The sequence below is a fragment of the Vreelandella sulfidaeris genome, assembly GCF_042429665.1.
Lineage (GTDB): Bacteria > Pseudomonadota > Gammaproteobacteria > Pseudomonadales > Halomonadaceae > Vreelandella.
In genome coordinates, this window is sequence record NZ_JBHMAC010000009.1 from 150,947 (window position 1) to 170,925 (window position 19,979).

Below are 19,979 nucleotides of genomic sequence, written 5' to 3' on the forward strand. Positions count from 1 at the left end.
TGATGCCCGACCAGCAAGGAGCTTGCATGTCCTCTCATCGGTTTAACGCCCTCACCATGTGGGCTGCACAACAAAACGGCCTTTCGATAGCCGATATTTCACTCTCATCCGCCGTGGGCGATGCGAGTTTTCGACGCTATTTTCGCCTCACACTACCCGACGGCCGCACTCAGGTCATCATGGACGCTCCTCCCCAACAAGAGGACTCCCAACCTTTTGTCACCATTGCCAAACGTTGGCATAACGCCGGACTGCCGGTACCCAGAGTGCTCGCCAGCCAGTTAGCAGACGGCTTTCTGCTGCTCGATGATTTGGGCAACACGCCGCTACAGTGCCTGTTTAGCGATCAAGCAACGACACAAGCGTACCATCAGCAGGCGCTCGCGCTGATCGCTGAGCTACAAAATCGCGCTGGCCCTGAGTCGCTGCCCGCTTACGATGCAGCCCTGCTCGGCCGTGAACTTGATCTGTTTCCGGAGTGGTGCCTTGACGCATGGTTAACGCTGGCCCCTCCCCAAAGCTGGCAGCCCTTGCGTGACTACCTCATTCAACAGGCACTGGCTCAGCCAGTGGTTAGCGTACATCGTGATTTTGATGCAATGAACCTAATGCTGCACGATCAACGCCTTTATATGATCGACTTTCAAGACGCCGTTGCCGGCCCCATCAGCTACGACCTTATTTCGCTTTTACGAGGACGCTACTGCCGTTTTACCAGTGAGCAGTTTGCCACTTTCGTAAACGACTTCTACCTTCAGGCACGGCGCGACGGGCGGCTATCCACCGGTGTCGACTTTGCGACGTTCCTCACCCAGTGCCACGCTATGGCCGCTCAGCGCTCAATAAAAGTCCTGGGAATTTTCTGCCGGTTAACGCTGCGAGACCAAAAGCACGGCTACCTTGAGCGCCTGCCACATTTTCTGGACCATCTGGAAGACAGTCTTTTAGCACTGTCCTCGCAGCCCGACTCAGCGTCGGCCGAGTTTGCACAGTGGCTCAAACAGACCTTCCGACCCCATCTTATGAAACAATTAACGGACACTCTTCAATGACCATGTCCTTAACAACCATGTCTTTAATAACCGTGCCCTTAATAAACATGGAAGCAATCGTGCCATGAAAGCGATGATTCTAGCCGCCGGCCTTGGTAAGCGAATGCGCCCACTCACCGACCACTGTCCCAAGCCACTGCTACCTGTCGCTGGTAAGCCGCTTATTGTGCATCACCTGGAGCGCCTTCGCGAGGCGGGGTTTGATGAGGTCGTCATCAACGTAAGCTACCGTGCTAAGCAAATCATGCAGGCCTTGGGCGATGGAACGACCTATGGGCTGCGCATTTACTGGAGCCAGGAAAGCGTGCCACTGGAAACCGGTGGTGGCATACGGCAAGCTTTGCCTCTACTGGGTGAAGCGCCCTTTTTACTCGTTAATGGCGACGTGTGGTGCGACGCACTGCCCAACCCACAAGCGCTCAGCCACGATGATTTGGCACATTTAATCCTGGTGGATAACCCCTCGCATCATGCGAGTGGCGATTTTGGGCTATCGGCCGGGCGCGTTACTCAAACCAGCGCCCAGCGCTTCACCTACGCCGGAATTGCCGTGATTCACCCTGACCTAGTGTCAGGCCACCCTCAACGCGCCTTTGCTTTGGCGCCGCTGCTTAGAAATGCGATTGATCACCAGCGGGTGAGCGGCGAGCACTATCGCGGAAGATGGGTTGATGTAGGTACGCCCGAACGGCTTTGCGAACTCGATTTCCAGCTACAGAATGACAGGCGCTAGCTTATGCATTGGCGCTCGTAATACGAGGCGTACAGGCCAAGAAATGGTATGCTGCGCGACTTACCTTTCGTCGCCCAGATGAGGAGAGCAGCGTGAAAGCACGGGTACAATGGACAGAAGGCCGCCAATTTGTGGCGGAATCCGGTAGCGGACACAGCGTCGTGATTGACGGCCCGCCCGACCACGGTGGCCGGAATACCGGACCTCGCCCCATGGAAATGCTATTGATGGGCATGGGTAGCTGCACCGCGTTTGATATCTTGAATATTCTCGATAAAGCGCGCGCCGAGGTGACTGACTGTGTGGCGGAAGTGGATGCCGAGCGGGCTGATGAAGTGCCTGCCGTATTTACCAGCATCCATGTTCATTTCATCGTCACTGGACGCGCTCTGAAAGAGAAGCAAGTACAGCGAGCCGTTGAGCTCTCCGCTGAAAAATACTGCAGCGCCTCGATCATGCTCGTCAAAGGAGGGGTTAACATCACTCACTCTTTTGAGATTAAGGAGGCGTGAGCCACATCGCACACTATCAGCCCTCGGCATACGCATCGAATAGTGCCGCACTGCTATTGGATAAGACAAAAAAAGTGGCTCAGCCGGATGCAACGCACCGTCTGGATGGGCATAATATGCTCGCTTGTTTCACCTGTAACCATCTCGTGGCGACACTGTTGGCTTGCCTAGCAGGCTCACGCCGCCACGATAGTGATAGTGTTTTCTCGGTTCCGGCGCAGGCTCGTCGGGGTGTCTTCATCTGCCACAGGGAGGTTCGGACGTGACAGACAATCTCCGACTCCACGGGTTTAATAACCTGACCAGCTCACTGAGCTTCAACATTTACGACATTTGTTACGCCAAAACCGAAGAGCAGCGTGCGGCCTACATCGATTATATCGATGAGCTATACAATGCCGAACGTTTGACGCAAATCCTCAAAGACGTCACGAATATCATCGGCGCCCACGTGCTGAATATCGCCCGGCAGGATTACGAGCCCCACGGCGCGAGTGTGACGATTTTGATTGCCGAGCATGAGCTGGACGACGCCGCGCCTGAGCAAATCAAGCCTGGCCCTGGTCCGCTGCCCGAAACAGTGGTTGGCCACTTGGATAAAAGCCATGTAACGGTGCATAGCTATCCAGAGTCCCACCCTGACAACGGTATCAGTACGTTCCGCCTGGATATTGATGTCTCAACCTGTGGCCATATCAGCCCACTCAAAGCGTTGAACTATCTTATCCATAGCTTCGACTCTGATATCGTTACCATGGATTATCGAGTGCGCGGCTTTACACGTGATGTCGATGGTAAAAAACTATTTATCGATCACGGTATTACCTCCATCCAAGACTACCTTGCTGAAGATACCAAACATGCGTATCAGATGATGGACGTAAACGTGTATCAGGAAAATATGTTCCATACCAAGATGTTGCTCAAAGACTTCGAGCTGGATAACTACCTATTTGGCACTTCGCGTCGCGATATTACCTTTGAAGAAGCGCGTGAGATTGAGAACCGCCTGCGCAAAGAGATGCTGGAAATTTTCTACTCCCGCAATCTGGATTAACCCCCGCCTCGGAACGCCAAAAAGCCAGCTAACGCTGGCTTTTTTTTCGATGATAGCGGTTTAGTAAATACCTGCTTCGCCCTCAGGACGGGTTTTAAAACGCCGATGCAACCATAAGTATTGCTCAGGGTGCTTACGAATAGCAGTTTCAATAAACTGGTTAACGCGGGTGGCATCGGCAACTTCATCGCCGCTGGGAAAGTCTTCAAACGCGGGCAGGCATTCGATGGTATAGGTGCGGTTATCTGGGTTGCGGTGAAACATCAGCGGCACGACCGGTGCGCCGGTCATCCGGGCAATCTTGGCGGTTAAACGAATCGTAGCGGCCTGCTGGCCAAACAGGGGCGCAAACACGCTGACATCGCGGCCAAAATCCTGGTCCGGCGAGTACCACACAATGTGCCCGGCCTTGATTCGGCGCACAACGCCCCGCAGGTCATGACGATCAATCGCCTGACCAAAAATGCGCGAGCGGGCACGGGTCATGAAACGCTCAAACAGCGGGTTATTGTGCGGGCGATAGACGACATCGGCAGGAAAGAACAGCGAATGTAATGCACCGCCCAGGTCCAGGGTCGAAAAATGAATGCCGATGACCAGCACTCCCTTGCCCTGCGCCTTGGCATGGGCCAGATGCTCCTGGCCGCTGTAAGCTACCCGGTGGCGTAACGCTTGTGCATTTCGGCACCAGCCGGTTGCGGTTTCTACCAGCCCAATGCCATTAGCAATAAAGGTATCTTTCACCAACTGGCGCTGCTGAGTAGCATTTTTTTCAGGAAAACAGATCGCCAGGTTGGTTTCGGTAATATGCCGCCGTCGCTTAGCAAACCGCCAGGCGAGTAATCCAAGCAACTTACCAACGACCATTTTTAATCGCCAAGGTAACCAGGCAGCCACATACATAGCACCAATCGCCAGCCACGTGGACCAATACCGGGGGTGGGCGAATGAGCGGGGATAAGGTGATGATGACATAGCAACAACCGTTTAAGCAGAACGCGTATGATAACGCCGTGGCGCCCGCGGCAGTACCCCCGTGAGCAGCGTATAGCTGATCGTATCGCAGTAACGGGCCACCTCATCTACCGATAACATCTCACCGTTGCTCGCTCTTCCCCACAGTACGACGTCGCTGCCAATAACGGCCTCAGGCACGTCCGTCACGTCAACGGTCATCATATCCATGGACACCTTGCCAGCAAGGGCGCAGCGCTTGCCATTGACCAGTACCGGGGTGCCGTCTCGGGCATGGCGGTCATAACCATCGCCATAACCACAGGCGACCACAGCAATTCGTGAGCGACGTGGTGCTCGCCATCGCCCGCCATACCCCACCGGCTCCCCCGCCTCCAGCTCCCGCAGGGCAATAATTTCCGAGCGTAGGGTCATTACCGGCTGCAGTTGGCGGGTTATGTCATTAGCGGTTTGCAAAGGATCACTGCCGTAAAGCATCACCCCGGGTCGATTCCAATCGCCGTGAGCCACTGGCCAGGCCAACGTGGCGGGCGAATTGGCCAGGCAGAGCGGCGCGTCCAGCTGGCTCGCCAGCCCTTGAAGCAGCGCCATTTGCTGATTGAAATAACCATTATCTTGACTATCCGCGCTGGCAAAGTGACTCATTAAATGCAGTGAGGCCACACTTGGGGCCGCGCTAAGCCGTTGCCACAGGCCAGCGACCTCATCAACAGAGAACCCCAGTCGATGCATGCCCGAGTCGACTTTTAACCATACCGGTATAGGATGTCGAGGCGTCGCGGCCAACAGCGCATCGACCTGCCACTGGCTATGCACACAGATCCACAAGCCATGGGCATCAACCAGCGCCATTTCATCAATGCTAAAAATACCTTCCAGCAGAACGATGGGCCGTGTGATGCCTCCGTGACGCAGTAACATGGCCTCTTCAATGCTGGCAACAGCAAACGCAGGCGCTTGGCTTTCCAGCGCCTGCGCGCATTCAAGCGCACCATGACCATAAGCATTGGCTTTAATCACAGCCACTGAATGGCTTTGAGGTGCACAGCGGCACGCTAATTGATAATTATGGCGCAACGCGTCCAGGTCAATCTCGGCCACTAGGGGGCGCATAAGCTTTTCCACCTGATCCTGAAATAGAAGATTCTGCAATAATTCTAAACATAAACAACGTTATGAAGCGCTAAATCATAAAAAAGCCGAGTAAGTGCGCAATGGCACTCGCTCGGCTTTGAGGGGGAACACATGCTTGCTTGCCCAGTACCGCTAAACACCTTCAGCGACGCTGCCTAGCCGTTGTAAATTGAGCTGACGGCTAAACCGCTACTCAGCGGCCGAATAAACAGTTTGCCTAGGTTTCAAATAGCGCTTCCAGCGATAACCCTTGCTTTTCTAACGAGCGGCGCAGCTTCTTGAGTGCTTCGACCTGAATCTGACGCACTCGCTCTCGGGTTAGACCAATCTCGGCGCCTACTTCTTCAAGGGTTGCCGACTCATGTCCCCGTAAGCCAAAGCGGCGCACCACCACTTCTCGCTGCTTTTCACTAAGTTCATCCAGCCAAAGATCCACATGCTCTTTAACATCGCCATCCACCAGACACGCTTCAGGCCCCTGCACCTCATCGTCCGTTAACGTGTCGATAAGGGGCTTGTCGCTCTCGCCACCCATGGGGTAGTCGACCGACGATACACGCTCATTAAGGCCCAGCATTTTCTTGACCACTTCAACCGGCTTGTCCAGGTGATCGGCGATCTCTTCGGCGGTGGCTTCATGATCAAACTTCTGCGTCAATTCACGCGCCGCACGCAGATAGATATTCAGCTCTTTGACCACATGGATAGGCAAGCGAATGGTGCGTGTCTGGTTCATCAACGCCCGTTCGATAGTTTGGCGAATCCACCAGGTAGCATACGTCGAAAACCGAAAACCGCGCTCGGGATCAAATTTCTCAACGGCGCGGATCAAGCCTAAATTGCCCTCTTCGATCAAATCCAGCAGCGTTAAGCCGCGGTTCAGATAACGCCGGGCAATTTTCACTACCAGCCGCAAGTTGGACTCAATCATCCGCGAACGGCCCAAGGGATCCCCCTTGCGCGCTAAACGACCGTAGTACACTTCCTCTTCAGGTGTTAAGAGAGGTGAAAAACCGATTTCGTTGAGATAAATTTGCGTTGCATCCAAGCTTTGGGTCGATTGCCGATCCTCACGCCCTAGCGCCTTCTCAAAAGCATCTTCTTCTACCGTTTCCTCATCATCGGTATTATCAAGCGCTTCCTCAGCAGCATCCAGGTCAACTTCCTGTAAATCTTTCTCCAACATACTCATGGCCTTACCCCCGTTTGTCGCCTATCCGCCATTTAGAAAGTCAAAGGGGTGCGCTCTTGGGCGCACACCATATTATTATGTGACCATTGTTTTATGACGCTCGAATGCAGCAATTCGGGCAACTTCCTAGTTAAACGCTGGTTCCTTACACAACCGTTAATCGCATTAGCGAGAAGGCAGAAAATCTAACGGATCCTGAGGCTGGCCGTCTCGGCGAACCTCAAAATGTAATCTGACGTTCTCGGCATCGCTATCCCCCATTGAGGCAATGACTTCGCCAGCTTCTACGACGTCATTTTCACTGACTCGCAAGCTATCGTTATGTGCATATGCACTCAGGAATTGGTCGTTGTGCTTGAGAAGGATGAGGTTGCCGTAACCCCTTACGCCACTGCCCGCGTACACCACAATACCCGGACCAGCCGCTTTTACAGGTTGCCCCTTTTTACCACTGATATCAATCCCGGCGGTAATACTGTCGCCCTGACCAAACGCGCCTACCACAGCACCCTCGGCCGGCCACTGCCAAGCAATGGTATCGGCAGGCGTATAGGTACGCGAAGCGCGGTCTACACTGGCGGTTTGAGCCGCAGGTGCCGCATCAGGCTGAGCCTGCGGCTCAGGCGTTGGTTCAGGCGCGGGCGCTGATGGCTCCGGCGTCGCCTGCTGGGCTGGCGCTGGTTCGGCGGCCGCTACCACAGCAGGCTCAGTAGCGTTGGGCTCTGTAGCGCTGGGCCCTGATGACGAGGATTGTTCTGCTGCAGTGACAGACGCTGGCGCTGAGCCTGACGCATCAGTGTCTTGCGCACCTGCATCAGCGGCGTTGCGCTCAGCCGTCAGGCGCTGGTTACGCTGAATCGCCGACTCATCGGGGAGCAGCCAATCCAGCTCTTGATCATTACTCGCGACCGAGGCCGTCTGTGGATTCAGTCCGGTAGCTACCGCACCGCCACGGGCGCTATCCGAGGTGGGTTCACGATTGGCAATCGAGGCCGATGAAGCGCCCGCCCCCGCACGCAGGGCAATCGTTTGCCCTGGGCGAATCTGATAAGGCGCCTCAATATTGTTGATGGCTGCCAGTTGGCGATAATCCAAATTGTGCTGCCACGCGATACCATACAAGGTATCCCCCGCCTTGACGGTATATTGTGGCGAGTTTTCGACTGCCTGGCGCGCTTGGCTTATATCACGTACCTGGGGGCTTCCGCCTTGTTGGCTGGCACAACCTGCAACGGCTAATACCAACGCCGACATCATCATTACTTTCGGTATATAACCTTTACGCATACAAACTTACTCCTTTCCAGCGCCAAGCTTGGTATCGATTGGGCGACGATCAGCGTGCCGATTGAGTAGCACAACAATGAGCGCCCCAAAGGCCATTAGCGCGAGAACGCCTGCCACTTGTGCTGAGTCGCCGGTTAATGCGGCATAATCAGCAGGGAGCAAATAACGGTGATCAAGCGGAATCAACTGTCCTTCCGGACCCATTTGATAGCGTAACAGTTCGCGCCATGGCCAGAGAACCGGTAACGAGCCGACAATGAACCCCAGTAACAGCTGCATCGTTGCGGTGTGATGACGCCTTAAAAGCCAGGACAACAGGCGTGAAAATAGCGCCAAGCCAACCACACAGCCCATGCCAAAAAGCACAATAATGCCTAGATCAAGGCTTCGAATCGCTCCCATAATGGTGCCGTAGAGCCCCATTGTCAGCAACAAAAAGCTGCCTGATACGCCTGGAAGCAACATGGCACTAATTGCAATACAACCAGCCACCATGACCACCAGCGCTTCGTTGCCAAGCAACAGTACCAGCGGCATCATGCCAGGCAACGATTGCGCCAACAACAAACCAAACAACAGCGGCAGCAAATACCAAATCTTCCATCCCTGACTTGCTTGCCCAACGACGAGAGCAGAAGCCGCTACCAAGCCAAAGAAAAATCCATCCAACAACAAAGGGTGGGTTTCCATTAACCAAAGCGCCAAATGGGCGACGCTGAACAGACTAATTCCCACCCCCGCCAATAACGGCACGAGAAAAGCCAGATTCAAATGCAGGCTAAGCCCACGCAAGCCGCCTTGACGCCATGCACCAATGGCACTGGGTCCAAACTGTTTAATGGTGTTAATCAGCTCTTCATAAATACCGCTAATAAACGCAATCGTTCCTCCCGACACGCCGGGTACCGCGTCGGCGGCGCCCATCCCTGCGCCTCGTAAAAAAATCCCCAAGGGTCGCCGCTTCAATCCACTACTCCTTGTAGTAAAGGTACAAAACGCACGGGTTCAAGCCGGCGCTTTTCAAAGGCACTCCCGATGCGCTTTATCTGGGTAAGCCATTGGCTGCCATCGGGCTCTTCCAGCGGGGCGATCAATACCCCGTCATGACTCAATTGCTCTAAAAGCGGTGTGGGCAGCGTTTGGGCGCAGGCGGTCAATAAAATAACGTCAAACGGCGCCACTTCTGGCCATCCATGCCCGCCATCAGCGACCGCCAGCGATACAGGTGCCGCTAGGCGCCTTAAACGCTCAGCCGCTCGTTCATGCAGCGCACTAATGCGTTCAATGGAGTACAGCTGCTCCACCAACCTTGAGAGCAGTAATGTTTGATAGCCGGAGCCGGTTCCCAGCTCCAGCACACGGCGCGGCGCGGCGCGCAGCACCAGTTCCGTCATGCGCGCCACGATTAACGGCTGCGATAACGTTTGGCCGAATCCGATGGGAAGCGCGGTATCTTCATACGCGCGATGGGCCAGCGCCTCATCGACGAACAGATGACGTGGTTCGTTAGCCATCACCTCCAGCACGCGGGCATCATGAATGCCTTGTCGCTGGAGCCGTTCAACCATCCGGTCCCGGGTGCGCTGGGAGGTCATGCCTCTGCCACGTAGTTCACATGGGGAGATATCAGGCAAAAACATCCAACCATTCCTGCACATCGTTAAGCGCGGGGTGTCGCGTTAAATCCGTTTGTAACGGTGTTATCGACACAAAGCCCGCCTCGACGGCGGCAAAATCAGTGTCTTCGCCATCGTCAGCATTGGCGGCAACAGGTGCAATCCAGTAACGCGTCCGGCCTCGCGGGTCTTGCACCGGCAAAGGTTGTTCAGCCGGCCCGCGATATCCCAGGCGGGTCACTTTCACGCCTTTGATCTCTTCCCAAGGCACATCGGGCACATTGACGTTAAGCAATGTTCGCGGTGGCAACGACAGCTGGTCAGCAGCGCCAATCAACGTCGCTGCAACGCGTGCCGCGGTGTCAAAGTGACGCTCGCCACACAGCGACATGGCGATCGCTGTCATGCCCAGGTTACGCCCCTCCATCGCCGCCGCCACGGTGCCCGAGTAGAGCACATCGTCACCCAGATTACTGCCGTGATTGATGCCTGAAATCACCAAATCCGGTTTCTCGTCCCATACGCCGTTAACACCTAAATAGACGCAGTCCGCAGGAGTGCCATCGACGCTATAGAAACCGTTATCAAGGGGCGTTAACGAAAGCGGTCGTGATAACGTCAGCGAATTACTGGCGCCACTACGATCACGATCAGGCGCCACTACGCGAATATTGGCATGCGCTAGCAATGCGTCGTGTAGGGCGCGTAACCCAGGCGCATGCACACCGTCATCATTGGAAAGCAGTAATCGCCTCATCGTGGTTCTCCTTGATCATAAGCGCTAAAGGCAGCGGCTTAAATCCATCACTTTTACTATCCTTTCTGCCTATTTATCACCGTGCTGACGGGTGAGTCAGCTTACGGCTATTAATGCATCACCATCAGCTCACTTAACACGGCGGTAGCAAAACTTCCCCGCGGCAACACAAACGAGAGCTGTGCGGCCTTTGCGTCCCACTCAAGCTGTGGCTCTTGCAGCCGCATTCGTAGTGCGCGCCTGGCTTGCTTGACGCCACTGCGCTCCAAGCCATTGCATAAGTCAGGATAGCGCTGCTGCACACGTGCTTCGTAGGCGCCTGCCTCGTGCTTGGCTTGCTCTCCCACGCCCCACATCACCCCAGTGGGATGTATATCCAGCTCGGCGGCACGGGCCGCTAACGTTGCATCGGCAACATCGATGCTAAACACGCTTTGGGTGCCATCAAGCATGACCGTATCGCCCGCCAGCGGCTGTGTCCACGTCCCCTCTGCCACCCGCTCACTCAGTAATTCGTTAAACAGAAAACTGCGCGCCGTGGAAAGCATCATACCTTGTCGATCGTCACGCTTACGCCAACCTCGGTTAAGCAATGCCTCTGCGCGTTGCAAATTACGTCCGTCATGACCAAAGCGCTGAGGGCCGAAATAATTGGGCACGCCATGTTGGCAAAGCGCCTCCCAGCGGCCGACAAAATCACTGTCATCAATCGCTTCACCGCTCAGGCGCAGTACAAATCGATTGGTACGATGCACACCACGTTTCAGTTTGCGCGGGTGACGAGCCTGTTCGACGACAAAGATTCCCTTGGCGTTAAGCAATTGCGCCAGATCCGGCGGGGCGTCTCGCCCCGGCAAATGAACACTTAGCCATTGGCGAGTAACAGCAATACGGTCTTTCATACCAGAGTAACCAATATCACGAGGCGCCACACCGCAAAGCTGACTGACGACTCTCACCATATCTAACGTGGTTTGGTTGCGCTTTTCAACACGCAGCCATAGGTGTTCTCCATAAGCCTCGGGAACAAAATCGAGCTGTTCATCAACCCAAAAATCTTCCGGCTGAGCACGGTACTGGCCTGATTTAAGAGCGCCAAACTGAGCGTCTAAGCAGCGCTGCCACTCAGGTATATTAATCATTACGTGTCTCTACACGCTCAAGCAGTACAACGGCTTCAGCGGCAATGCCTTCACCGCGCCCGGTAAAGCCAAGCCTTTCGGTCGTGGTGGCTTTGACATTAACCTGACCAAGCTCAATGCCTAAGTCGGCGGCAATAACGGCTCGCATCGCTTCTATATGAGGGGCCATTTTAGGCGCCTGGGCCATGAGAGTGGCGTCGAGGTTAATGACGCCATAGCCTTGCTCACGCACCAGCTCAACCACATGGCGTAATAGGTGGCGACTATCAGCGCCCGCCCAGGTCGCATCAGTGTCGGGAAAGTGGCGTCCAATATCGCCTAGAGCACAGGCGCCTAACACGGCATCACTCACCGCATGCAACAGAACATCGCCGTCGGAATGGGCCACAAAACCGTGTTCAAACGGCACCTTAACCCCACCGATCATCAGGTGATCGCCAGGGCCAAAGCGGTGTACATCGAATCCGTGACCAATACGCATTATTCACTCCTAATAATTAGGCCCTGTCAGCCGCTTGTGCGGTCATAATCGCCAGCGCTAACGGCAGGTCATCCGGGTGGGTAATTTTCAGGTTATCGCGGCGACCGCTCACCAACTGTGGGCGCTCACCCAGTGCTTCAATGGCCGATGCTTCATCCGTCACCATTACTTGTTTCTGGCGGGCAGTTTCTAGCGCGCGGCGTAGCAATGCATAGCGAAAACCTTGCGGGGTTAACGCATGCCATAACCCCTCCCGCGACTCAGTGCGGGTACTCTTACCATGGTCATCGGCACGCTTCATGGTATCGGCAACCGGCATGGCTAACAGCGCGCCTGCGGGGTTCTGCGTAGTGGCTTGATAGAGGGCCTGTAAATCACTCAAGGTGATACAGGGCCTTGCCACATCATGCACCATGACCACATCGTCACTCTCGGCCGCCATGGCCTGCAGGGCATTCAGGACACTGTCCATTCGCTCGCGGCCACCGGGCACTCGCTGCCAATGCGTAAAGGGCACCCAGCGCGGGGAAAACCAGTGGTCATCTGCATCTAAACAAAGCATTAAATGCGCGTCGGGAAACGCTTTATGCAGCCTCGCCAGCGTATGCGCCAATATCGGCTGCCCATCAGCCAGGGTGAGGTATTGTTTAGGCTTATCGGCGCCCATCCGGCGGCCTTGACCTGCTGCAGGTACGACTAGCCACGTTTGGCTCATTGACGCGGCCCCTGAGGAGTGGCTAGCCCCGCATTAATGCCTTCCAGCTCATCCACGATCGCCACTCCCGGCACCCAGAAAAACTGCTCATCTGTGCGCACCATCCCCATATCACTGCGCGCACGCTCTTCAATCGCATCTAGACCGGTTTTTAAGTCCGTCACTTCAGCGGCTAGCCGCGCATTGCGCTCGCGCATAGGGCCATTGGCCGCTTCTTGAATTGCCACGCGCTGCTGGACACGCTGCAAATCCCCCCAGCCGCCGTTACCCATCCATAGCGTGTATTGAAGCAAAGCCAACACCGCGAGCAATGTTATCACTAGCCATTTGCGCATCATTGCTTTCCCGTCATCTGTCGCCTACCGCCTGTCTTTCACAACAGACATGTCATCACCTGTCGACCGGGCTGGCGTAAATAAAACCTTTTCACTCAGGATTGTTTTGCATAGGCGCCTGTCGTTGGCGCGCATTATGCCATTAAGGCGCGACACCAGCGAGCCGTGCATCATTTAAAAGAAAGCTTGAAAGGTAACGCCTGATGAGCTGCCTCGCGGTACGCACTCACGTGCTCTCCTTCCTCGTGGCAAAACTGAGCGACACCGGCCGCCAGCCCAGGATGACGAATATAATGCAACGAGCGCACTCGCTGAGGGGCGAACCCACGTACCAACTTATGCTCGCCCTGAGTACCGGGATCAAACAGCGTTAAGCCACGCTGCAGACAATATTCAATACCTTGGTAATAACACGCCTCAAAATGCAGACAATCGGCCTCCACCTCACTTCCCCAGTAGCGTCCATAGAGCGTACTACTGCCGCGAAAATAGAGTGCCGCTGCCACAGGGCGATCCTCTACATAGGCCTGCACCAGCACCAGCGCCTCCGGCATGGTTTGGCGCAAGCGCTCAAAAAAATCATGGTTCAAATAAGGCGGACGACCACGCTCATGGTAAGTAATGGCGTAGCAGCGATAAAAATGGGCGATAGCGGCTGGGGTAATGTCACTACCTTCCAGGCGCGTCACGGTTAAGCCCTGTTCAGCTACCAAACGCCGCTCACGCTTAATCATCTTGCGCCGCTTGGAGGTAAGGCTGGCCAGAAAGCCATCAAAATCATTGAAACCGCTATCTCGCCACTGAAACTGAACCCCTTCACGGCTAATCAGTTCAGGGCACTGGGCCTGCCATGCGGTAATCTCAGCCTCGTCGGCAAATAACAGGTGCCAGCTTGAAAGCGCTTGGCTTTCGCAGTGCTCGCGCCAGGCATCGGCCAGCAGGGCTCGCACTTTGTCTGAATCAGCTTGTTTTGCTATCAGCGTGCGGCTACCCGGCACCGGCGTAAAAGGCACCGCGCTTAGGGCTTTGGGGTAATAGTCGCCACCGGCCCGCTCCAAGGCTTCCGCCCATGCCCAATCAAAAACATATTCACCATACGAGTGGTGCTTACGGTACATCGGCATGGCCGCGACTAATTGCTCGTCTTGCCATACGCTAAGGTGGCAGGGCTCCCAACCAGTCGCCATGCTGACAGCACCACTGGCCTCCAGCGCGTGCAAAAAGGCATGTCGCAAAAAGGGCTGATCCTTGTCGACCAGCGCATCCCACTGGCTGGCCGTCACGGCGCCTATGGTGGGCAAGATAGTGATCGACAATGGCTGTAACGGCATAGCACCTCCCAGAGAATGCAAGGCTAGAAAGATCGGACAGAGCAAATAGAACTAGAACATTAACGTAGCGCTATAAAGCGTGTGATGAGCCCACAATGAACAGGGTCTGCATCACTTTACACTAATTGTTTACACTGACCGTTTAGATTTACCTACCGCAAGCACGGCGCTCTAACCCGCTGCTCCCCCTTCGCCCGCCGGACGCTAGCTTAAGGAGAGGCTATGATGCGTAATCTTATCAGTGACTTTCAAACGCTCCCCCAGCCGACTCCTTTACCCTCCTTATCGGCGCTGGATAATGAAATTGTTAGGTCTCGGTTAAAGCTTGTCGAGTAATGACCGATAGTTAAGTTATCCAACGGTGTAATGTCCTTATACTATGTTTTGTTAACTTTTTTCTTCGGAATGGTCATGCAAGCCCCAGATATACCTCAGAATGAAACACAGCGCCTAGCGGCCTTGCATGCTCTAGAAATACTCGATACGCCTCCTGCAGAGGCATTTGACCGTATGACACAGTTGGCCCGCGATCTATTTGACGTACCAATTGCCTTGGTTTCGTTAATTGATAAAGACCGCCAGTGGTTTAAATCGCATCCAGGACTTGAAGTATGCGAAACACACCGTGATTTCTCCTTCTGCGCGCATGCCGTTGCCAATGATGCCCCCCTCGTCATTCAAGATACCTTGAAAGATCAGCGATTCATCGATAACCCGTTAGTTAGTGGCAATCCCTATATCCGCGCCTATGCAGGTTATCCAATACGGCCTTTGGACAATATAGCGGTTGGCTCGCTGTGCTTGATCAGTCGCCAGCCTCGTGACTTCAGCGAACGCGACATGGCACTGCTGGGAAGCCTGGCGGGCCAGGTAGAAGAATTACTTCGCCAACATAAGTTACAACAAGAGCTAGCCAACACTGCGCGCCGCTTTGAAGCCCTGTTTACCAAAAGCGCAACCGCCAAGGTGCGCATTGACCATGCCGGCCATATCATTGGCATCAACCCTTTTGCGCTCAAGCTGCTGGGCTATGAAGAGAGCGAGCTGATTGGAAAAAATATCGCGGTGCTTACCCCACCGGAGATTAGTGCTCAACACGACGTGTTTATTGCCCGCTATATTGCCGGTGGCGAATCCACCGTCATCGGCCGCGGGCGTGAAGTGCAGGCCGTTCATAAAGATGGCCGTTATATTCCGGTCCATCTTGCTGTCAATGCGATTCATGATAACTACGGTAAGGTAGTGGAATTCTTAGGGGTACTGACGGATCTGACTGAGGTGTACAACGCTAATCGGCGAATACAGAAAGAGCAAAATCTGCTCAAGGTGCTTCACCAGGGCATTACTGATTACCAAGCGTTGATGTCAGGAAAAAGACTGTGGGTATTTTTAATGGAGGCGCTTCGTGAACTCACCGACAGCGACTATGCGCTGATCGGGGAAGTGATTCCGACCAAGACCACCAATGCGCTTAAAATCCATGCCATCACCGATTTATCGTGGAGCGAAGCGTCTCGCCACTTGATGGAACGACTGCGAAACGGCGACATGACCCTTACTAATCCCAATTCGCTACTGGGTAGGGGGTTTGTGCATGGCGACGTGATCATGACGGACGATGTCTATAACCACATTAACCGCGGGGGCTTTCCGCCGGGCCATCCCATTCTACATAATTACTTGGGCGTGCCTATTTTTAGTGGCGAACGGCTTATCGGCATGTATGCCATCGCCAATAGTAAGCAGCCGCTGAATCAAGCGCTGCTGGATTGGCTCCAGCCGTTCACCGATACCTGCTCGCTATTGATCAATCTTTACAGCCAAATGGCGGAGCGTGAGCAGGTTACCCGCGACTTGGCGGCTGCCCGTGACCAGGCAGAAACGGCTAGCCGAGCGAAAAGTGAATTTCTTTCTTCGATGAGCCATGAACTGCGTACACCGCTTAATGCCATCATTGGGTTTGCCCAGCTTTTAACTAACAGCCGTCGAGAAACGCTGGGTGAAAAACAGCAGCGCCAAGTGGCTCAGATTGAGAAAAGCGGCCACCACTTGCTCAGTCTAATCAACGAAGTGCTAGATTTAGCCAAAATCGAGGCGGGGCAAATGTCGCTCTCCATTGAGCCGATTGTTCTTGCACAGGTATTTGATGATGCCTGTTCAACGCTAGAGGCCACTGCCGAAGCAGCAGGCATTCAACTATGCGTTACCCCCCCTAGCGAACATTGGCAAGTCAGCGCAGATTACACGCGTACCAAGCAGGTACTTTTAAATCTGCTTTCAAACGCGATTAAGTACAATAGCGACAATGGAAAAATCGATATAACGGTGGCACATTCAGGCAACCACGTGTGTATCAGTGTTACCGATACCGGACCCGGCATCGCTCCAGAGCGCCAGCATGAGTTGTTTGAACCGTTTAATCGCCTGGATGCAGAAGGCGGCAGTATTGAGGGCACCGGCATCGGCTTGGCGATTACCCGGGAACTAGTAGAGCACATGCACGGACAGATCGGGGTTAACAGCCAGCCCGGACACGGCGCCACGTTTTGGTTTACTCTGCCGGTGGCCAACACAAACGCTACCGCCGAGAAGGGAGTGCCGCTCGGTTCTCGCCGCGCCTCACCTGTCGATGGCCACCTGGTGCTCTACATTGAAGACAACCCTGCCAACCAGCGCCTGATGAAAGATATTATTGAAGACATGGAAGGGCTATACGTTCAGGTAGCCCCCAGTGCCGAAGCGGGGTTGGAGATCATGCGTCATCGCGTCCCTGCTCTCGTGTTGATGGATGTCCACCTGCCGGGGATGAGCGGCTATCAGGCGCTGGAGGTTATACGCAGCGACTCTCGGCTTGCAACCTTACCGGTGGTGGCCCTGTCGGCGAATGCCCTGCCAAACGACGTCAAACGCGGCCTGGATGCTGGCTTTAACGCTTATCTCACCAAACCGCTAGCGCTGGATAAGCTGCACGCCACGATTGCGCAGTTTATCTCTCCCTTACCAAGGAAGGAGCCATGAGCCTTACCGAAAAGCACGTATTAATCGTGGATGACAACACGGTTAATATCGAATTGATGCTCGACCTCCTCGATGAGTATGGTTTTGAAAATATTCACGGCATTAATGACTCACGAGAAGTGCTTCCTTACTGTCAGCAACATTTACCAGATCTATTGTTGCTGGATATTCGCATGCCTCACTTAGATGGCTACGCGGTGATTGAACAGCTCCGTACCCACTTTGCTGAGCAAACACCTCCCATCATTGTATTGACCGCACAAATTGATGATGCCACCCGGCAACGTGCGTTAGAGATGGGAGTGCGCGACTTCATTACCAAGCCCTTTAAGCATAATGAAGTGCTCCAACGTATACGCAATACGCTGAGTATCGAGCATCGCTATCAGATTCGTGACAAACAGGCCGACACGCTAGAACTGGAAATTGCCAAACGGACCCAAGAGCTCGACAGTCAGTCTCGCACCGACCCGATTACCCAACTACCCAACCGGCGAGGGCTGAGCCAGGCGCTACAAGCGGCAGCTCTTCAAGCGTCGGGCACAGGACTGCTGTTTATCGCGCTCGACAAACTCGATGATGTCGTCCGCCTGCATGGCTATCGCATCGCCGACCAGTTGCTGCGCGCTATCAGCCACAGGCTTCGCCACCAGCTCAGCGCGGACTGCCTGCTCGGTTTATGGGGGGGGAGTGAGTTACTGGTCATCACGCCCACTGCCGACCCTGGCAAACTATTACAGTTGGCCCACCGGTTGTTGACATGCTTTGAACAAGACCAGGCATTGGGTGATCTGTTGCTCCCGTTGAGCGCACGTATTGGGGTCAGTGGCGAAGAGGGCCATTTTGAGACTGATCGGCTCGTTCATATGGCGGCATTAGCACTGCCACCGCAAGGATCGTCATCCGTTCAGAGCTATACGCCGGCGCTGGAAGCCAAGCAGCGGCATCGACTGCATATACAGCAGGCGATCCGCGGCGCCACCGAGCGAGGCGAGATGTCGCTCGCCTTCCAGCCCAAACTATCACTGGTTGACCATAAGATTTTGGGCGCCGAAGCGCTGCTGCGCTGGCATCATCCTGAATTCGGGTTGATTTCTCCTGGTGAGTTTATTCCATTGGCGGAGGCCAGCGGTGATATTCTCTCTATCGGCGACTGGGTACTCGATGAAGCAATGCGCTACATCATTCAGTGGCGACACGAAGGACTACTGAGTGACGACTTTCATATTGCTGTTAACGTTGCCGCACGGCAGCTGACACGCAAAGATTTTGCCCAGCACTTACTGTCGCGCCTCGCCCACCATGGCATTCCTGAACGCTTCCTGGCGCTTGAAGTGACCGAATCAGGTCTGATGAGCAATATGGATCACGCCCAGGAGCAGCTTGCGCTGCTGGCCAAGATGAATATTGCTGTCGCGATTGACGATTTTGGTACGGGCCAATCGTCGCTGGCATATATTAAAACGTTACCCTTCTCGACACTCAAAATTGATCGTGCCTTTGTGATGGACCTGGAAACCAGCGAGGTTGACCGTCAGTTAGCCCATACCATCACCCAGCTCGCGCATAGTGTGGGCTGTGATGTCGTGGCAGAAGGGATCGAAAACATTTCACAAGCGGCGTATTTAAGTGCTATCGGTTGTGAAGCGGCACAAGGTTACTTGTATGCACGCCCTCTGCCTGCCGACGAATTCGTGGCATGGTGTGCCGACTGGAAACCGCATATTTCGCCTACTCACATGGAGATCGCCAATGGCTCATGACTTACTGGACCGCTTACGCGAACGTTTAGAAGAACTCAATCGCTCAGAGCGTAAAGTAGCCAATGTCATTCTTGAGGATCCTGCGGTCGCCACCAGTCTTAGCATCGCAAGCCTGGCTCAAGCCGCCAGCGTCAGCGAACCCACGGTGAACCGGTTTTGCCGTAACTTTGGTGCTAAGGGGTATCCCGACTTTAAAATTAAGCTAGCTCAGAGCTTAGCGGGTGGAACGCCTTATGTGACTCGCGCGGTGGAGCCCGGCGACTCGGCCACGCAGTATACCCATAAAATTTTTGGTGCCACTATCGCCGCCCTTGATGAAGCCCAGCGTGACATCGACATGAGCGCGATTGAGCGCATGGTCGACTATCTCACCCAAGCCAAACAGATTCACTTTTTTGGCTTGGGTGCCTCGGGCGCGGTCGCGCAGGATGCGCAGCATAAATTTTTCCGCTTCAACTTGCCGGTAATGGCCTACATCGATGTGCTGATGCAGCGCATGGTGGCAGCCGCCTGCCACACGGGCGATGTCGTCGTCATTATTTCCTACACTGGCCGCACGCGGGAATTGGTGGATATTGCCCGCCTGGCGAGAGATGCCGGCGCCGTTGTCCTGGGTATTACCGCTCCGCACTCCCCTTTAGCCAACGAGTGCACCGCGACGCTGGATGTCGCCACGCCCGAAGACACCGACCACTATATGCCGATGACCTCGCGCGTTATTCAATTAACACTGATTGATGCACTGGCAACGGGTGTTACCTTGAGGCGCGGAGAAGACTTTCTCCCTCACCTCAAGAAAATCAAAGACAGCTTGCGCGATACCCGCTTCCCGGTGGAAAAACCCGCCAAGTAAAACGCATGACAAATAGCCGACCGCAT

The 19,979-nt window shown here is 54.6% G+C and carries 19 protein-coding genes; 7 read left to right on the forward strand and 12 right to left on the reverse strand.

The annotated features are described in order from the left end of the window. The first annotated feature begins 26 nt into the window (after positions 1-26). The 4 genes from ACFFLD_RS04780 (at position 27) to speD (ending at position 3,354) form a co-directional block, all read left to right on the forward strand. Positions 27-1,052: an aminoglycoside phosphotransferase family protein gene (locus tag ACFFLD_RS04780; RefSeq protein ID WP_386037343.1), complete on the forward strand. Its 1,026-nt coding sequence runs from the start codon at positions 27-29 to the stop codon at positions 1,050-1,052. A 64-nt stretch (positions 1,053-1,116) separates the two neighbouring features. Continuing rightward, entirely contained in the window at positions 1,117-1,785 is a 669-nt protein-coding gene (murU, locus tag ACFFLD_RS04785; protein WP_386037346.1) for an N-acetylmuramate alpha-1-phosphate uridylyltransferase MurU, read from the forward strand. Between the two features lie 92 nt (positions 1,786-1,877). Then, entirely contained in the window at positions 1,878-2,297 is a 420-nt protein-coding gene (locus ACFFLD_RS04790) for an OsmC family protein (protein WP_386037349.1), read from the forward strand. A 262-nt stretch (positions 2,298-2,559) separates the two neighbouring features. After that, on the forward strand, positions 2,560-3,354 hold the full coding sequence (gene speD / locus ACFFLD_RS04795; RefSeq protein ID WP_386037352.1) for an adenosylmethionine decarboxylase: 795 nt from the start codon (positions 2,560-2,562) through the stop codon (positions 3,352-3,354). A 60-nt stretch (positions 3,355-3,414) separates the two neighbouring features. Here speD and lpxL read toward each other — a convergent pair whose 3' ends face one another. The 12 genes from lpxL to ACFFLD_RS04855 all read right to left on the reverse strand — a co-directional run bounded on the left by lpxL (position 3,415) and on the right by ACFFLD_RS04855 (position 14,319). Continuing rightward, positions 3,415-4,329 (reverse strand): LpxL/LpxP family Kdo(2)-lipid IV(A) lauroyl/palmitoleoyl acyltransferase, encoded by a 915-nt coding sequence (lpxL, locus tag ACFFLD_RS04800; protein ID WP_386037355.1) that lies wholly within the window; start codon positions 4,327-4,329, stop codon positions 3,415-3,417. A gap of 12 nt (positions 4,330-4,341) precedes the next feature. After that, the gene (gene alr, locus ACFFLD_RS04805; protein ID WP_386037357.1) at positions 4,342-5,442 is read right to left on the reverse strand and encodes an alanine racemase; all 1,101 of its coding nucleotides are present in this window, start codon (positions 5,440-5,442) and stop codon (positions 4,342-4,344) included. Positions 5,443-5,680: 238 nt separating this feature from the next. Beyond that, positions 5,681-6,655, reverse strand: a complete 975-nt coding sequence (rpoS, locus tag ACFFLD_RS04810) for an RNA polymerase sigma factor RpoS (protein WP_386037360.1) — start codon at positions 6,653-6,655, stop codon at positions 5,681-5,683. A 165-nt stretch (positions 6,656-6,820) separates the two neighbouring features. Then, positions 6,821-7,942 (reverse strand): peptidoglycan DD-metalloendopeptidase family protein, encoded by a 1,122-nt coding sequence (locus tag ACFFLD_RS04815; RefSeq protein ID WP_386037363.1) that lies wholly within the window; start codon positions 7,940-7,942, stop codon positions 6,821-6,823. A gap of 6 nt (positions 7,943-7,948) precedes the next feature. Beyond that, a complete protein-coding gene (locus tag ACFFLD_RS04820; RefSeq protein ID WP_386037366.1) occupies positions 7,949-8,908 on the reverse strand; it encodes a DUF368 domain-containing protein in 960 nt (319 codons plus the stop codon). Beyond that, positions 8,905-9,582, reverse strand: a complete 678-nt coding sequence (locus tag ACFFLD_RS04825) for a protein-L-isoaspartate(D-aspartate) O-methyltransferase (RefSeq protein ID WP_386037369.1) — start codon at positions 9,580-9,582, stop codon at positions 8,905-8,907. Before ACFFLD_RS04825 ends, ACFFLD_RS04820 begins: the two co-directional genes overlap by 4 nt. Continuing rightward, positions 9,569-10,315, reverse strand: a complete 747-nt coding sequence (gene surE, locus ACFFLD_RS04830) for a 5'/3'-nucleotidase SurE (protein WP_386037372.1) — start codon at positions 10,313-10,315, stop codon at positions 9,569-9,571. The genes ACFFLD_RS04825 and surE overlap by 14 nt, the downstream gene beginning before the upstream one ends. A gap of 110 nt (positions 10,316-10,425) precedes the next feature. Continuing rightward, on the reverse strand, positions 10,426-11,457 hold the full coding sequence (truD, locus tag ACFFLD_RS04835; RefSeq protein WP_386037375.1) for a tRNA pseudouridine(13) synthase TruD: 1,032 nt from the start codon (positions 11,455-11,457) through the stop codon (positions 10,426-10,428). Beyond that, entirely contained in the window at positions 11,450-11,938 is a 489-nt protein-coding gene (gene ispF, locus ACFFLD_RS04840; protein ID WP_386037378.1) for a 2-C-methyl-D-erythritol 2,4-cyclodiphosphate synthase, read from the reverse strand. The genes truD and ispF overlap by 8 nt, the downstream gene beginning before the upstream one ends. A gap of 16 nt (positions 11,939-11,954) precedes the next feature. Next, entirely contained in the window at positions 11,955-12,653 is a 699-nt protein-coding gene (ispD, locus tag ACFFLD_RS04845; RefSeq protein WP_386037381.1) for a 2-C-methyl-D-erythritol 4-phosphate cytidylyltransferase, read from the reverse strand. Then, positions 12,650-12,988, reverse strand: a complete 339-nt coding sequence (ftsB, locus tag ACFFLD_RS04850) for a cell division protein FtsB (RefSeq protein ID WP_386037431.1) — start codon at positions 12,986-12,988, stop codon at positions 12,650-12,652. Before ftsB ends, ispD begins: the two co-directional genes overlap by 4 nt. 170 nt (positions 12,989-13,158) lie before the next feature. Further along, complete coding sequence (locus ACFFLD_RS04855; RefSeq protein WP_386037384.1) at positions 13,159-14,319, reverse strand: GNAT family N-acetyltransferase; 1,161 nt, start codon at positions 14,317-14,319, stop codon at positions 13,159-13,161. Between the two features lie 411 nt (positions 14,320-14,730). Here ACFFLD_RS04855 and ACFFLD_RS04860 point away from each other — a divergent pair, with 411 nt between their 5' ends. The 3 genes from ACFFLD_RS04860 to ACFFLD_RS04870 are packed head-to-tail and all read left to right on the forward strand — an operon-like array spanning position 14,731 to position 19,953. Beyond that, positions 14,731-17,337: an ATP-binding protein gene (locus ACFFLD_RS04860; protein WP_386037387.1), complete on the forward strand. Its 2,607-nt coding sequence runs from the start codon at positions 14,731-14,733 to the stop codon at positions 17,335-17,337. Continuing rightward, entirely contained in the window at positions 17,334-19,100 is a 1,767-nt protein-coding gene (locus tag ACFFLD_RS04865) for an EAL domain-containing response regulator (RefSeq protein ID WP_386037390.1), read from the forward strand. Before ACFFLD_RS04860 ends, ACFFLD_RS04865 begins: the two co-directional genes overlap by 4 nt. Further along, positions 19,090-19,953: a MurR/RpiR family transcriptional regulator gene (locus ACFFLD_RS04870; protein WP_386037393.1), complete on the forward strand. Its 864-nt coding sequence runs from the start codon at positions 19,090-19,092 to the stop codon at positions 19,951-19,953. Before ACFFLD_RS04865 ends, ACFFLD_RS04870 begins: the two co-directional genes overlap by 11 nt. Positions 19,954-19,979 lie beyond the last annotated feature (26 nt).